This is a genomic window from Cycloclasticus sp. (assembly GCF_019090545.1).
GTDB lineage: Bacteria > Pseudomonadota > Gammaproteobacteria > Methylococcales > Cycloclasticaceae > Cycloclasticus > Cycloclasticus pugetii.
The window spans coordinates 1-13,681 of record NZ_JAHRVT010000001.1 but is presented as its reverse complement, the minus strand read 5'-3'; the positions used below and the strand labels follow the sequence as shown (position 1 = coordinate 13,681).

Genomic DNA, 13,681 nt, shown 5'->3' with positions numbered 1-13,681 from the left:
AGTATTAATAGTGAGTAAAGTACGTTTATTTGGACATTCCTTATTATGGTTTTTTACCGTAAGTCTTGGTGTGCTTGCGGTATTGCTAATGACGGCACGATTTTTTTTAACAGAGGTGCCCGAGTACAAACATGATTTAGAAGTGTACTTGTCTGAAGAAATAGGTGCTGAGGTTGGTATTACCAGCTTGTCGGCGAGAATGTCTGGTTTCAATCCACAGTTAAGCCTAAGAGGGATAACAATAAATGGGCTGAACAAACAAACAAACGCACTCAAGGTGGGTGAAATTCGCTTATCGTTTAATCCACTTGATTTGGTGACGGGGGAAACCAAGCCAAATAAAATAACCATCGTTAATAGTCATATTAAAATACAGCGGCTTGCTGATGGGCGTTTTTCTCTCGTTGGTTTGACAACTGCAAAAAACACGGATGCTTCATCAGGTGACTTTTCTTGGTTATTAGAGGGTAGACGTTATGAAGTAATGGATAGTCAGATCATATGGCAAGACGATTTACGAGACTTGCCAGACATTACCCTTGAAAAGGCAAATATCATTTTTCAAAACAAGGGGCCAGAACATGCACTCAAAGTGACTGCGGCATTGCCAACAGAAAAAGGGGGAACCTTTGTTTTAGCTATTAAAGTTAGAGGGGATGTTTTATCAACAACAAACTGGGATGCTAAAGGCTACTTTAAGGCAGAAGGCATTGATATAGCTGAATACCTGACGCGGTTAAAAGTAGAAACGTTGTCTATTGACCAAGGTGAAGGTGATGTTGAGCTTTGGAGTACGTGGAAAGCCGCTAAATTGTCAAAGGTTAAAGGCAATGCCTTGGTACGAAGAGCCAGCCTTAGGCAGGGCGATAATGAAATCAATGTGTCTGACTTTAGTAGTCATTTTGCTTGGGAAACCATTTTGAATGGTTGGACATTAAAAGCCCAAGATGTTGTGTTTAAAACACAGAACAGCATGCAGAAGGAAAGCCAATTTAATGTGCAATATCGCTCGGATAATGCGGATAATTATTCCTTTGATGTAACAGCAAATGGGCTTAATTTAAAGGCCATTACCAGTATTTTTCAGTCTGTTAATGTGACAGACGATTCTGTCTTACCTATTCTTAAAGAGGTTAAACCAACGGGTTTATTAAATCATGCAAGTGTTTCTATTCAACGCCGAGACACACAGCTTAGCTGGGCTACTTGCGGCGAGCTTCAAGGCTTGACGAGCGAGGCGTATGAAGCATTTCCAAGTATTAATAATTTTTCTGGAACAGGCTGTGCAACGCAAGATAAAGGTTGGTTACAGCTTGATGTGGATAACGGCTCGATACACTTTACGCCGCTGTTTAGAGAACCGATAAAGGTTGATCAGCTAAATGGTCAATTAACGTGGCATAAAGACGCGTATGGCTGGTCAATAAAGTCTGATCATATCACGATGAATTCACCGCATATTGCGACACAAACACGGGTGAACGTTACGTTACCTGATGGCGATGAAAAACCTTCGATCGACTTGCAAACAAATTTTGGTGCAGCGGATAGCCGCTATACAGCGCTTTATTTACCGGTTGGTATCATGGGCAAACAGGTTGTTAATTGGTTAGATGCAGCTTTTATAGAAGGTGAGGTTCAAGGAGGTGGGTTATTACTTAGCGGTCCATTATCAAGTTTCCCATATCGTCAAAATGAAGGTGTTTTTCAAGTGCTATTTAGCGCACAAAATCTCCGCTTACATTATGCAGATAAGTGGCCAGATGCGTTAGGCGTGTCAGCGGATATTGAATTTAAAAATGAAGGGATGAAGATTGATGGGCATGAAGGCTTAATAGCGGGTAATGAAATTGATCATGTTCTTGTTAATATCGCAGATTTTAAAACAGATAAATACTTACACCTAAGCGGTAAGGTTAAGAATGATATTCAAGGCTTATATACCTTTTTTAAGCAGTCACCGCTTAATGAACAGATGAGTGGCTTATTAGACTACAGCACTGTGTCTGGGTCCTCGGTTTTAGATTTAAACCTTGATATACCGCTTAGGAAAAACCTTAAAACAAAGGTGAAAGCGAAAGCGCAATTAAAAGATAATCGCCTAACGGTTCCTGATGTTGGGCTGGTTATTAATGCTATTGAAGGTGAAATTGAATATGACGACCAAGGCATACGTGGGGACTCAATTACTGGGCATTTCTTAGATGAAAAACTTAGTCTAGCGATCAAGACGGAAAAAGATAGTACGGTCATTGAAGGTAAGGGCCCGTTAACTATTTCGCGTCTTGCAAAACAGTACCCGTCAGACTTTTGGAGGCATATTAAGGGTGCTGGTTTGGCCAAGGTAAAGGTTGAGTTACCGCATAAGGGGTTAGCGACTGGAAGGTTATCGACGATCACATTAAGCAGTTCTCTCAAAGGGGTAGGGGTGGACTTACCCGCGCCGGTAGGTAAGCAAAAAAATCAAGTAAAGCCCTTTAAGGCGATAGTGCAGCTGGGTCAGTCCTCATTACCAATTAAAGCCTGGTATGGAGACAGCCTTAAAACCTATATACGATTAACCAATAGTCAGGATAAAAAACTGGCCCTAGAAAAAGCAGATATTCATTTTGGTAAAGACGAGTCGAAACTACCGGTAAAGCAGGGAGTTCAGTTATCTGGGGAAATCGAGGTGTTAAATATTACACAGTGGCAGCAAGCTCTTGGTGTTGACACAAGTCGTATATCAGAGCCGCCCATGATCAACCAATTTAACCTCAATATTCGAACGCTAGAATGGCTAGATAGAATTTTTGATAATGTGCTTGTTAGTGGCACGCATCAGCACTCAACTTGGTCGGGCGAGGTCAACAGCCCAACTGTTATAGGTCGATATAAAGTGCCGGACAAATTTGTTGATGGAAGCACAATAAGTCTAGAGTTAGATACCTTGAAACTACCCTCTAATGAGGGGCAGGTATATAGCGGCAAAATACCGCCAATGAGCCCTACTGATATCCCAAATCTAGATTTGAGTAGCAAAGAGTTTTTTATTGGGCGCTCAAAACTAGGAACGCTGACATTGCAGCTTCGTCAAAAAGATAATGGAGTCGTGATTGAAACATTATCTTTAAAATCAGATCGTGATGACTTTAAAGCGGGCGGCGCGTGGGAAGTTCTGGATGGGCAAAGTATAACGGGTTTAAAAGGAACGCTTAATAGTCAGTCATTAGGTTCTTTGTTAGCGGATATGCACATCACCAAGAAACTGAAAGATGCGCCCGTCGAGTTTTATTTTGATTTGAACTGGTTAGGCGAGCCGCAAGATTTCTCAAAAGATACGCTCAGTGGGTATGCAGAGATAAAATCAGGTCAAGGGCGTTTGTTAGATGTCGAGCCTGGCATTGGGCGGATTTTTGGTTTGTTGAGTCTAAATACACTGCAAAGGCGCTTGCAGCTCGACTTTAGTGATTTGGTACAAAAAGGCTTGAGTTTTGATAAAATAAAAGGGCGCTTTAACTTGCTAAAAGGCGAGGCATCTACAAAGCGTTTTTATTTAGAAAGCCCGTCGGCTCGCTTAGATTTTCAAGGGGATGTTAGTTTAGTTAACGAACAATTAGATCAGTTGATTACGGTGACACCAAAAACAACGGAAAGCTTACCTTTAGCCGGTGCTATCGCTGGTGGTCCTTTGGTCGGCGCAGCGGTATTTATCGCTCAAAAAATTGCTGGCAAAACAGTGAATAAATTGGCCGGCTATCAATATAGTGTTACCGGGCCATGGCGTGACCCGACGATAGAACAAATTAGTCAACCTGGGGGTAAAATATTTGGCATGATGGATAATGTGTTAACGCCTGTTTTTGATGCAACACTTGGCCAGTTACCTGTTTCAGGGCAGAAGGCTAATGAGCCGTAATGCCATGATGAAAAAAGAGTTAACGGTGGCGGCTGTTCAAATGACATCATCTGACCAACTTGCAGATAATTTAACAGCCGTTGAATATTGGGTGAACCAAGCGGTGTCTGAGGGAGCAAAACTGGTTGTGTTGCCGGAAAACTTTGCACTAATGGCCAAGCACTCGGGGCAACTTCTATCGATTGCTGAAACGTTAGGGGAGGGGGCAATCCAGAGTTTTTTAAGTGAACTCTCAAAAAAGACGGCGTGTTGGATAGTGGCGGGTTCTTTACCGATAAGCTCGCCGGTACAAGACAAAGTATATGCGACGTGTTTGGTCTATAACGCTAAGGGTGAGCGACAGGCGTATTATCATAAAATGCACCTATTTGATGTAGACATAGCGGATGGCAAGAAGCGTTATCGTGAATCAGAGAACTTTTTAGCAGGTGATTCCCCAGTGGTAGTTAATACGCCGTTTGGTAAGATGGGGTTGTCTATTTGTTATGATTTACGCTTTCCCGAACTTTACCGTGAACTGTTACGCCAAGGGGCGGAGTTTATGGTCGTACCGTCGGCTTTTACTGAACTCACAGGTCAAGCACATTGGTCATTATTATGTAGGGCTAGGGCCGTTGAGAATTCGTGTTATATGATTGCGGCTAACCAAGGTGGTCAGCATAATAATGGCCGTTCAACCTTCGGACATAGTATGATTGTCGGTCCTTGGGGTGATGTGCTATCGAGCTTAGACATCGACAATGGTATTGCCCTAGCGACATTCAAAAAATCAGAACTAAACAAGGTCAGAACAAGTCTACCGGCGATTCAGCATAGACGACTTTAATAACGAGACATTATGAGCGATTTAATTCAACAAGCAGAAAGTTTGATTCTTAAACCTGTCGGTTTATCAATTAACGATATAGACAATGTGATGGGGTCATTACTGTCGACTAACATTGATCAGGCAGATATTTACTTTCAATCGTCACGCAGTGAGTCGTGGGTTCTTGAAGATGGTATCGTGAAGGATGGCAATTACAATATAGAACAAGGCGTTGGTCTTCGAGCGGTGAGCGGGGAAAAAACAGGTTTTGCCTACAGTGAGGAACTAACACTGCCGAATATGTTAGCCGCCGCGAACAGCGTCAAAGCAATAGCGAGTGGGGGACGTTCGGGTATTTTAAAGGCTACTATGTTCAATGATATGCCTAGCTTGTATGCACCCATTGACCCATTAAATACCATGACTCGTGAAGAGAAAGTGGCTTTATTAAAACGTATTGATCAGCAAACACGTCAATTGGATGCACGTATTGAACAAGTCGTTATTAGTTTGGTGGGTGTTTACGAAGTTGTACTGGTGGCAACGGATGACGGCAGTCTAAGCAGCGATATCCGACCCTTAGTAAGAATGAATGTGTCGGTTATCATAGAAGAAAATGGGCGACGTGAACAAGGTGGTTCGGGTGGTGGCGCGCGACAAGGTTATGAATACTTCTTAGAAGAAGATCGAGCAATGAGTTATGCAAGAGAGGCTGTGCGTTTAGCGCAGGTTAACTTAGAAGCAGTTGAGGCTCCAGCAGGTACCATGACAGTCGTATTAGGGCCTGGTTGGCCGGGGATTCTCCTACACGAAGCAATAGGCCATGGATTAGAGGGCGATTTTAACCGCAAAGGCAGCTCAGCGTTTAGTGGACGCATTGGTGAAAAGGTGGCCTCGCCATTATGCACTGTGGTGGATGATGGAACGTTGGAAGGTCGGCGTGGTTCACTGTCGGTGGATGATGAAGGTACTAAGACGGCGTGTACAACATTAATTGAAAATGGTGTATTGAAGGGCTATATGCACGATAAAATGAATGCGCGCCTGATGGGGCATGCAGCAACTGGAAACGGCCGACGTGAGTCATATGCACATTTACCAATGCCTAGAATGACAAATACTTATATGTTGCCGGGTAAAAGTGAGCCAGCTGAGATAGTGTCATCGGTAAAAAATGGCTTGTATGCAGTCAATTTTGCAGGGGGGCAGGTGGATATTACCTCGGGTAAGTTTGTGTTTTCAGCCAGCGAAGCCTACTTAATTGAAAACGGAAAAATAACCCAACCTGTCAAAGGCGCAACGTTAATTGGTAATGGCCCAGATGTCTTGAACAAAGTCAGCATGGTGGGGAATGATCTCAAATTAGATCAAGGGGTTGGAACCTGCGGTAAAGAAGGTCAAAGTGTTCCGGTTGGAGTCGGCCAGCCAACACTAAAAATTGATGGCTTGACAGTAGGAGGGACGCATGCCTAAGTCAGTGGATACATCAACTAACAGTGAACAAAAAACGGAGCAATTGAAAAATATTGCAGCCGATATTTTATTAGAAGCAAAAAAACAGGGTGCAGACCAAGTAGAAACGGCTATTAGTGTTGGGCAAGGCCTTTCTGTGAATGCACGCTTGGGGGAAGTTGAAACGATAGAGCATCATCGTGATCAGGGTATTGGTATTACCGTTTATAAGGGCCATAAGAAGGGCTCTGCTAGTTCCACAAAATTGGATTCTGCGGCAATTAAAGAAATGGTGTCTGCAGCGTGTGCAATTGCGAAGTATGCTGAAGAAGATCCATTTTCTGGGCTGCCAGAACAGCAGTATTTGGCAACAACTTTTCCTGACTTATCGTTATATCACCCATGGACTATTAGTGCGGATGAAGCCATTGAAATGGCGGTAAGGTGTGAAGATGCCGCACGTTTTTATGATAAAGACATTAGCAACTCAGAGGGTGCCAGTATTCAAACATTTGAGGGCACCCGAGTGCTAGCCAATAGCCTTGGGTTTAATCATGGTTATCCGGCTAGTCGCCATAGCATGAGCTGCTCAGTTATTGGTGAACGTGATGGAACTATGCAGCGCGATTATTGGTACACCGTTGCTCGTCAGGCTAGTGCAATGGATGATGCTAAAAAAGTAGGTGAAATGGCGTCTAAAAGAACCATAAACCGTCTTGGAGCTAAAGCCATTAGCACTAGAAAAAGCCCTATTATGTTTGCTGCTGAAGTCAGCGGTGGCCTGATCGGCCATTTTATATCAGCCATTAGAGGTGGAAATTTATATCGCAAATCATCATTTCTTTTGGACAGTTTAGGTCAGCAAGTTTTTCCTTCATTTATTGATATTTATGAACAGCCTTTGTTAGCTCAAGCAATGGGTAGTGCAACGTATGATTCTGAAGGTGTGGCCACATCGGCAAGGAACATTGTTAAAGCAGGCGTAGTCGAAGGTTATGTTTTAAGTAGTTACTCAGCGCGTAAGCTTGGGATGAAAACCACGGCTAATGCTGGTGGCGTACATAATTTGACCGTTAAGTCCGGTGAGCTGGATTTTAATGGCATGCTTAAAGAAATGAATACAGGCTTGCTAGTGACTGAATTGATAGGTCAGGGAGTGAATACAATGACCGGTGACTACTCCAGAGGAGCCGCAGGTTTTTGGGTTGAAAATGGGGTCATCCAGTTCCCAGTAGAAGAGGTGACGATAGCGGGTAATTTAAAAGATATTTATCAATCTATTGTTGCTGTGGGTAATGATGTAGACCTTAGAGGGAATACGCGGACAGGGTCTATTTTAGTTAGTGAAATGACCATTGCTGGTTCGTAAGTCAGCGTTTGGACTGATTTAAATTAGAAAAACGGTTGCGAGGCCCAAGAAAGAAAAGAAGCCGATAACGTCAGTGACCGTCGTTAGAATAACGCCCCCAGCAATAGCTGGGTCTATATTCATTTTCTTTAACGTTAACGGAATGGTGGCGCCGGCCAGTGCAGCAACGATTAAGTTAATAACCAAAGCAACACCAATCAAAAGGCCCAGAGATTGGCTTTGAAACCAAAACCCAGTTATTGCGGCGACAACGCAAGCCCATAGAATACCATTTAAACTGCCGACGGCTAATTCTTTCCATAATAGCCAACGAGCATTGGTAGTGCCAATTTGATTCAGTGCAATGCCTCGTATTACCAGCATTAATGTTTGGCTACCGGCAATTCCACCCATACTGGCAACAATTGGCATAAGAACCGCAAGGGCAACGACCTGTTCAATGGTTGCTGCAAATATACCGATAACCCAAGCAGCTAGAAAAGCGGTGAATAAATTAATTCCTAGCCAAACTGCACGACGTTTAGCGCTCCTTGTGACAGGTGCAAACATGTCATCATCTTCATCTAGACCGGCTAAGCTTAACAAGGAGCGATCGGCTTCATCACGAATAACATCAACAACATCATCAACGGTAATGCGCCCAAGTAATCGATTGTCCTCATCAACAACAGGCGCTGAAACGAGGTTGTAATCTTCGAAGAATAGGGCCACCTCATTAGCAGATAAGGTAGGCAGTAAGGCTTTTTGGTCAGTGATCATGGTGTTGCTCACCGACTCTTTAGAATTGGTTGTCAGCAAATCTGAGATGTTCAAAATACCTAAATAACGATCATCTCTATCGACAACAAATAATTTGTCAGTATTCGCCGGTAATTCACTGCGTTGTCTTAGGTACCTTAAAACCACACCAAGATCCACATTTGGGCGAATAGTGACCATGTCAGGGTTCATTAACCCCCCCGCGCTATCCTCATCATAAGACATGACAGACTGTAGTCGTCGTCGGTCTTGGTTTGACATGGCACGGACAACCTGATGCAAAACAACCTTCGGAAGGTCTTCAAAAATATCAGCCAGATCATCAGTATCTAGTGAGCCGACAGCTGCAACTAAGTCGTCTTCATCGGTATGTTCGATAAGCCCTAGGCGTACTTCATCATTTACTTCAACTAAAATGTCACCGGCTAGTTCAGGGTTGGTAAGCTCCCAGACAATACGTCGGTTTTGTAGTGGTAGTGATTCGAGAAGGTTAGCTATTTCAGCAGGATGAAGTTCGTTTAGTTGGGCTTCAATTTTTGATAAAGCACCGCTGTCGAGGTTACCGGCGAGTAAACGTAGGTGCTCATGGGTGTTCTCATGTTGTGGAGAAGCTGACATATCAATAATAAAAATCAGGTACTGTAAACACCTAATATTCTAGCGTAATCATTTGTTGACTGCTTTGTTATTTATGCGAACTGTCAAGGCCGAATAGACTTAGGTTAATTCGCGGTGTCGAGTGATTACGTTAAGTGCTTGAGAAGTAAGGTATTTTGCTAACTTTTCTGTGAGGTAAACAGAGCGGTGTTGTCCACCGGTACAGCCTACAGCAATGGATAAATAATTACGGTTTGTATTGATAAACTCTGGCACCCAGCGAGTCAGGAATTTAGCGGTATCTTGAAGAAAATCTTGAACGAGTTGTTTATCATCTAGAAACTCGATAACAGGTTTGTCTAACCCGGTGAATTCACGCAAACTTGGTTCCCAATATGGGTTAGGGAGGCATCGAGCATCAAATACAAAGTCGACGTCATTGGGTGCACCGTGTTTGTACCCAAAGGACATGACTTGAAGCGACAAACCTGTGCTGTTATCAAAGCTTACACGTTCACGAATGATTCCGCGTAACTCATGCACATTGCTGTGCGTTGTATCAATTTGGATGCTTGCATGACTTGAGATTAAGCTAAGTCGGTTAAGTTCTAAGTCTAGCGCCTCATCTAACGAGGTATTGCTGTCAGATAAGGGGTGTTTTCGTCGAGTTTCACTAAAACGCTTAATTAAACTGCCTTTACTGGCTCTAAGAAAGATAATGTCATAATCGATATTATTGCTTTTTAGTTGTTCAATAAAACCGCTGAACTGCTCCAAGGACGACGGGTCATTACGTGCATCGATGCCAACAGCGGCTTTGCTAAAGAGAGGTTTTTTTGAATCTGTCAGCAATGTTGCAAAATCTGATAATAAGGCAACAGGTAAATTATCCGTGCAGTAAAAACCGGCGTCTTCCAAGGTATCTAAAGTGACGCTTTTTCCTGATCCGGATAAACCACTAACGATAATAAATTTCATAATAAGTCAGTAAAAAGGCCGACGGTGAAGTCGGCCTTAATTAATTAGCGGTGAGCGTTAGTCTTTTCTTTGTGTTTTATAACTTGTCTATCTAACTTGTCAACCAAGTTGTCGATGGCTGCATACATGTTTTCTTGCGTATCTTCAGCAAAAATTTTTGAGCCGTTTAGCTGAATAGTCGCTTCTGCTTTTTGTTCAAGTTTTTCAACGGATAAAACAACATGTACATCGATAACTTTATCAAAATGACGTTTAATTTTACCAAATTTTGTATTTGTATATTCTCTAATTGCATCGGTAATTTCAACGTGGTGTCCAGATAGATCTAATTGCATATAACTCTCCTGTTTTGGTGGTAAAAAATCAAAGAATTCGCTTCCTTTGACTAGAAGGGGGTATTGAGATGGATTCGCGGTATTTGGCGATCGTTCTTCTCGCAACGTTAATGCCTTTTTCTCCCAGTATAACGGCAATTTTATTGTCGCTAAGAGGCTTTTTAGGGTTTTCGTTACTAACAAGTTCTTTAATAAAGGCTCGAATCGCAGTAGCGGAACACTCTCCACCTGTGTCAGTTGAAACATGGCTTGAAAAGAAATGCTTGAGTTCAAAAATACCGTTGGGTGTATGCATGTATTTGTTTGTCGTAACGCGTGAAATGGTTGATTCATGCATTTCAACGGTTTCAGCGATGTCACGTAATACCATCGGCTTCATGGCGATAGCGCCATGCTCAAGGAATTCATGCTGCCGGTTAACAATTTCTTGTGCGACTAACATCAACGTTTCATTTCTGCTTTGTAGGCTTTTTAAAAACCAACGCGCTTCTTGCAAGTGGTTTTTCATGGCCTGAGTGTCGGTGCTTTTATCGCCGTGTTTAATCAGCGTTTGGTAATAAGGATTAATACGAATATTTGTCGCGATCTCTCCATTGATAGAAACCTGCCAGCGACCTTTTACTTTGTTAACATAAACATCAGGTGTGACGTATTCGGTACTGGTTTCTTCAACACCTGACCCTGGTCGTGGATCGAGCTGCTGAATAAGAGCAATAATCTGCCCTAATGTATCGTCATCAACGCCCATCTGGCGTTTAAGTTTTGTACTATCTTGAGAGCCAAGTGCTGGCATACAGTTGCTGACCAGTTCGATAGCAAGTGACAAAAACGGCGTATTTTCTGGCAATTGCTTTAATTGAATGAGCAAGCAATCTTGTAAATCAAGTGCTCCAACACCTATGGGGTCGAATGACTGCACTTTATGTAAAACAGCAATAACTTCATCTAGATCTAAATTGTCTAGTTGCTCTGACAGGTATTGGTGAATAAGCTCAGGGCTTGAATTTAGATAACCGTTGTCGTTGATACTGTCGATAATGGTGGTGGCTATGACGCGGTCAGTATCTGAGAAATTGGTTAACTCCATCTGCCACGTCAGGTGATCATGTAAAGTCTGCTTAGCAGAATTGATACTACCAGGGTCAGGGGCGATACTGTCTGAAGCTTGATTAAGTCCGGGTGAGGGGGTTAGGTCGTAAATGTCATCCCATGAAGTGTCGACGGCTAACTCGTCAGGTAGAAGGTCCTGTGAACCTTCGCTGGTTTTTTCATCGGCGGGGAGATTTTTCTTGTCTATAGCATCTTGATTAGCAGGAAGCTCTTCGTCCGGAACTTCCAACATCATATTGCCATCTAGGACGGTTTGGATTTCTTGTTGAAGCTCTACTGTCGATAATTGCAGCAAGCGAATAGCCTGTTGCAATTGAGGGGTCATTGTTAAATGCTGACCTATTCGAAGCTGTAATGACTGCTTCATTTATACCGCCTGTTGTACAAAAGAATTAAAAACTTGCTGACATCTCATGTTGTAAGTTTAGCCCATATTTCAACAAAAAGAATGACTTTTAATTGGAAATTACATGCGAAATTCATGCCCTAGATAAACGTCCCGTACCTCGCGGTGTTCTAAGATATCTTCAGCTGATCCTTCGGTGATAACACGACCATTATTTAGGATGTATGCACGATCACAAGTACCTAGGGTTTCCCTAACATTATGGTCGGTAATGAGGACACCGATATCTCGTTCGGTTAAGTGATGGATGATTTTTTGAATATCAATAACAGAGATGGGGTCAACGCCGGCAAAAGGCTCATCTAACAATACAAAACGAGGTTCAGTGGCTAACGCACGGGCTATTTCTAATCGGCGTCTTTCACCGCCAGAAAGTGCTAAGGCATTTTGAGTACGTAATTGATCGATTGCAAACTCATTTAATAACTCATCAAGAACCAGTTCTTGCTGGCCGGGTGAGAGTGTTTTTCGTGTTTGTAGAACGGCGCGAATATTGTCTTCTACGCTTAATTTTCTAAAAATAGAGGCTTCTTGTGGTAAATAGCCAAGACCCTGACGTGCGCGAACATGCATAGGGCTTTGAGTAATGTTTTCGTCATCAAGAAAGACATCGCCACTGTCAGGTTTAATGAGGCCAACGGTTATGTAAAAAGAGGTTGTTTTGCCTGCACCATTTGGGCCTAATAAACCAACAACTTCACCACTTTTTACGTTAATACTAACGTTATCAACAACTTTTCTATTATTGAATTGTTTGCAGATATTATGTGTTTTTAAGGTGCTCATTATTTTTTTGCAGGCTCTAAGGTTACTTTTACACGTTTAGAGCCTGCTTTTTTATCACCTGCTTTGACGATAGAGCGCTTGCTGTCGTATTCAATTCGATCGCTGGCGAAGGTGTTACCGTTTTGCCATAAAGTGGCATCGTCTAATAGCACCAAAGTGTCTTTGGTTACCAAGTAGTTAAACCGATTAGCTTCACCTCGAATAAGTCCTTGGTTACCATCAGGTTGTTGTTTGAATTTAACTGGGTTTCCAATGGCAATAACTTTATCGGTGGTACCGCGAACGCCATGAATGGTGACTTTATCAGCTATAATTTCCATGCTGCCTTGGGTGATAATAACGTTACCAGAATAGACGGTAATTTTTTTCGCGTCATCTAAATTAAAGTTATCGGCCTCAACCTCTACCGGTTTTTGTTTATCTGTACTGAGCGCCCACAAGGGTGTTGTCACTGAGATTAATGTCAGTGTTAAAAAAAGAAGCGTTTGTTTAGTTGATTTCATGGCGGCCTCGAACTTGTTCTAGTATTTTAATATTAATGGGTTCTCGAAAGTGGGCACGTAAGCCCATGCCTTCAATGGCGTTAGTGCCAGATTTTATTTTCACAAACTCATCGGTTTCTGCAAAATCGTTGGGCAATTGAATGCGTAGATTATGCGTGTCGATTTCAAGTGGCGCAATATTTTTTAATGCCTCTCGTCTGATGTTTACGGCACCATTGAGTAAAACAAGTTCACCGTCTGAAGATAAATAACCAGTCTCCGAATTAATGTGTAAATCAGGTTTGTCTGATGAATACATGGTCATGATAGGGCGAGTAAGCTCGGTGCTGTCGTCATCAACAAAATGTTGCATGTATTCTGCTTTTATTCGTTGTTTTGGTTCGCCCGATAAGGTCATGCTGAGGGCTTCAAAATGCTTTAAAAAATAATCAATTTTATGGCCTGGTTTTGCCGTTTGTACAGGCGCTTCTGGCTCTTGTGTGAAGGCAATCCACCAAGTGCCAGCGGCAAATAGAGCCAAGGCAAGGATTTTAAGGGGTTTCATTAGGGTGTTAGGTGTCACAGAACAGTTGCACAGAAGGCGTGAGTTTGTCTTGAATGCTTAAAATAGTATCACAGACTTCTCGAGCGGCACCGTGTCCCCCGAGTCGTTCTGTTTGGCCTTGGCAGTATCCAAGTAT

At 42.6% G+C, this 13,681-nt stretch carries 11 protein-coding genes; 4 read left to right on the top strand and 7 right to left on the bottom strand.

Annotated elements, in window-relative coordinates; translation table 11 throughout:
* The first annotated feature begins 10 nt into the window (after positions 1-10).
* The 4 genes from KUG63_RS00055 to pmbA are packed head-to-tail and all read left to right on the top strand — an operon-like array spanning position 11 to position 7,527.
* Positions 11-3,898 (top strand): YhdP family protein, encoded by a 3,888-nt coding sequence (locus tag KUG63_RS00055; RefSeq protein ID WP_287553577.1) that lies wholly within the window; start codon positions 11-13, stop codon positions 3,896-3,898.
* Complete coding sequence (locus KUG63_RS00050) at positions 3,888-4,724, top strand: carbon-nitrogen hydrolase family protein (protein ID WP_287553575.1); 837 nt, start codon at positions 3,888-3,890, stop codon at positions 4,722-4,724. The genes KUG63_RS00055 and KUG63_RS00050 overlap by 11 nt, the downstream gene beginning before the upstream one ends.
* Before the next feature lie 12 nt (positions 4,725-4,736).
* Positions 4,737-6,179, top strand: coding sequence for a metalloprotease TldD (gene tldD, locus KUG63_RS00045; RefSeq protein WP_015006455.1), 1,443 nt, complete (start codon positions 4,737-4,739; stop codon positions 6,177-6,179).
* Positions 6,172-7,527, top strand: a complete 1,356-nt coding sequence (gene pmbA / locus KUG63_RS00040) for a metalloprotease PmbA (RefSeq protein WP_020162501.1) — start codon at positions 6,172-6,174, stop codon at positions 7,525-7,527. The genes tldD and pmbA overlap by 8 nt, the downstream gene beginning before the upstream one ends.
* Before the next feature lie 18 nt (positions 7,528-7,545).
* Here pmbA and mgtE read toward each other — a convergent pair whose 3' ends face one another.
* The 7 genes from mgtE to lptC all read right to left on the bottom strand — a co-directional run bounded on the left by mgtE (position 7,546) and on the right by lptC (position 13,545).
* Positions 7,546-8,904 carry a magnesium transporter gene (gene mgtE, locus KUG63_RS00035; RefSeq protein ID WP_015006453.1) on the bottom strand — a complete coding sequence of 453 codons (1,359 nt, stop codon included), beginning with the start codon at positions 8,902-8,904 and terminating at the stop codon, positions 7,546-7,548.
* Between the two features lie 99 nt (positions 8,905-9,003).
* Positions 9,004-9,861, bottom strand: a complete 858-nt coding sequence (rapZ, locus tag KUG63_RS00030) for an RNase adapter RapZ (protein WP_016389951.1) — start codon at positions 9,859-9,861, stop codon at positions 9,004-9,006.
* Positions 9,862-9,905: 44 nt separating this feature from the next.
* Positions 9,906-10,196, bottom strand: a complete 291-nt coding sequence (hpf, locus tag KUG63_RS00025) for a ribosome hibernation-promoting factor, HPF/YfiA family (RefSeq protein WP_015006451.1) — start codon at positions 10,194-10,196, stop codon at positions 9,906-9,908.
* 28 nt (positions 10,197-10,224) lie between these two features.
* On the bottom strand, positions 10,225-11,673 hold the full coding sequence (locus KUG63_RS00020; protein ID WP_015006450.1) for an RNA polymerase factor sigma-54: 1,449 nt from the start codon (positions 11,671-11,673) through the stop codon (positions 10,225-10,227).
* A 99-nt stretch (positions 11,674-11,772) separates the two neighbouring features.
* Positions 11,773-12,498: an LPS export ABC transporter ATP-binding protein gene (gene lptB / locus KUG63_RS00015; RefSeq protein ID WP_015006449.1), complete on the bottom strand. Its 726-nt coding sequence runs from the start codon at positions 12,496-12,498 to the stop codon at positions 11,773-11,775.
* Positions 12,498-13,001 carry a lipopolysaccharide transport periplasmic protein LptA gene (gene lptA, locus KUG63_RS00010; protein WP_020932198.1) on the bottom strand — a complete coding sequence of 168 codons (504 nt, stop codon included), beginning with the start codon at positions 12,999-13,001 and terminating at the stop codon, positions 12,498-12,500. Before lptA ends, lptB begins: the two co-directional genes overlap by 1 nt.
* Positions 12,988-13,545 (bottom strand): LPS export ABC transporter periplasmic protein LptC, encoded by a 558-nt coding sequence (lptC, locus tag KUG63_RS00005; RefSeq protein WP_015006447.1) that lies wholly within the window; start codon positions 13,543-13,545, stop codon positions 12,988-12,990. Before lptC ends, lptA begins: the two co-directional genes overlap by 14 nt.
* Positions 13,546-13,681: the final 136 nt, after the last annotated feature.